The organism is Methylobacterium sp. WL64 (genome assembly GCF_008039945.1).
Lineage (GTDB): Bacteria > Pseudomonadota > Alphaproteobacteria > Rhizobiales > Beijerinckiaceae > Methylobacterium.
The window spans coordinates 1-1,145 of sequence record NZ_VRVA01000286.1; the positions used below are offsets into that span (position 1 = coordinate 1).

Below are 1,145 nucleotides of genomic sequence, written 5' to 3' on the forward strand. Positions count from 1 at the left end.
GAGCGGCTGTGTTGAAGGTCAAGCGGTGATCGACCGCCAGGGCGTGCGGTCGCGAACGATGGCGTTGAGCGTCACCAGGAGCTTTCGCATCACGGCGACGAGGGCGACCTTCTTCGGCCGACCTCGCTGGGTCAGCTGCTCGTAGAAGGACCGAAAAGGAGAGCCTCGCCGGATCGCGGTCAGAGCGGCCATGTAGAGCACGCCCCGCACCGAGGTTCGTCCACCCGCGATGGATCTTCGACCTCGCATCAGACCGGAGTCGCGGTTGATGGGAGCGATGCCGACGAGGGCCGCAATTTGGTGGCGCCCGATGGTGCCGAGCTCGGGCAACTGGGCCAGAAGCGTGCGTGCGGTCACGTCACCGATCCCGGGCACGGACTTGAGCAGCGCCTCGGTCTCGCACCAGACCGGAGAGGCCTTGATGGCTTGTCCAATGTCGCTGTCGAGTTCTGCGAGTTCTTTCTCCAGGAAGCCGATGTGTCGGTCGAGCCGCCGGGTCAGCTGCTTGTCCACGGCTTGATCGCGACGGTTGGTCTCCATGCAGATCATCCCGATGATCTGCCGCCGCCGGCTCACGAACTCGGCGAAGTGCCGTCTCTCCGGCTCCGGCAAGGGCCTGGCCGGTGGTCTGATGCGTTCGGCGAAGAGGGCAATGACCTCGGCGTCGAGCGTGTCGGTCTTCGCCAATCGGCCCATCGCTCTGGCGAAGTCGCGGATCTGACGCGGGTTGACGATACAAAGCGGCAGCCCGACAGCGGCCAGTGCTGCAGCGACGCTCGCCTCGAAGCCACCGGTAGCCTCCAGGACGATGAGGGCCACAGGTAAGCCACTGAGCCGACGCGCGAGAGCATCCAGCTCTTTGGTGTTACGCGGGACATGGAATGCCTCGTCCGACGGTCTGAGGTGAACGTCGAGACGATCCTTCGACACGTCGATGCCGACGAAGATGGTGGGTTGTTCGTCCATGACCCTACCTTGCAAATGCGGGCTCTGGCCCGAGCGGCTGTCCGGGTTCGGGACTGTGGCGGTGAGGGCCGCACCTTGCTCTGTCGCGGGCTTAGAAAACCCTAGGCAAACACGGGCTGACCCTCACCTTGTAGCCTCACTGGCTTCACTCCAGCGGGCAACTCAAAGATACAAGGCAG

General features: G+C 64.1%; 1 protein-coding gene. It reads right to left on the reverse strand.

Features of this window, described 5'->3' with window-relative positions; genetic code table 11:
* Nucleotides 1-18 precede the first annotated feature (18 nt).
* Nucleotides 19-966 carry an IS110 family transposase gene (locus tag FV242_RS33915; protein ID WP_147942031.1) on the reverse strand — a complete coding sequence of 316 codons (948 nt, stop codon included), beginning with the start codon at nt 964-966 and terminating at the stop codon, nt 19-21.
* Nucleotides 967-1,145 lie beyond the last annotated feature (179 nt).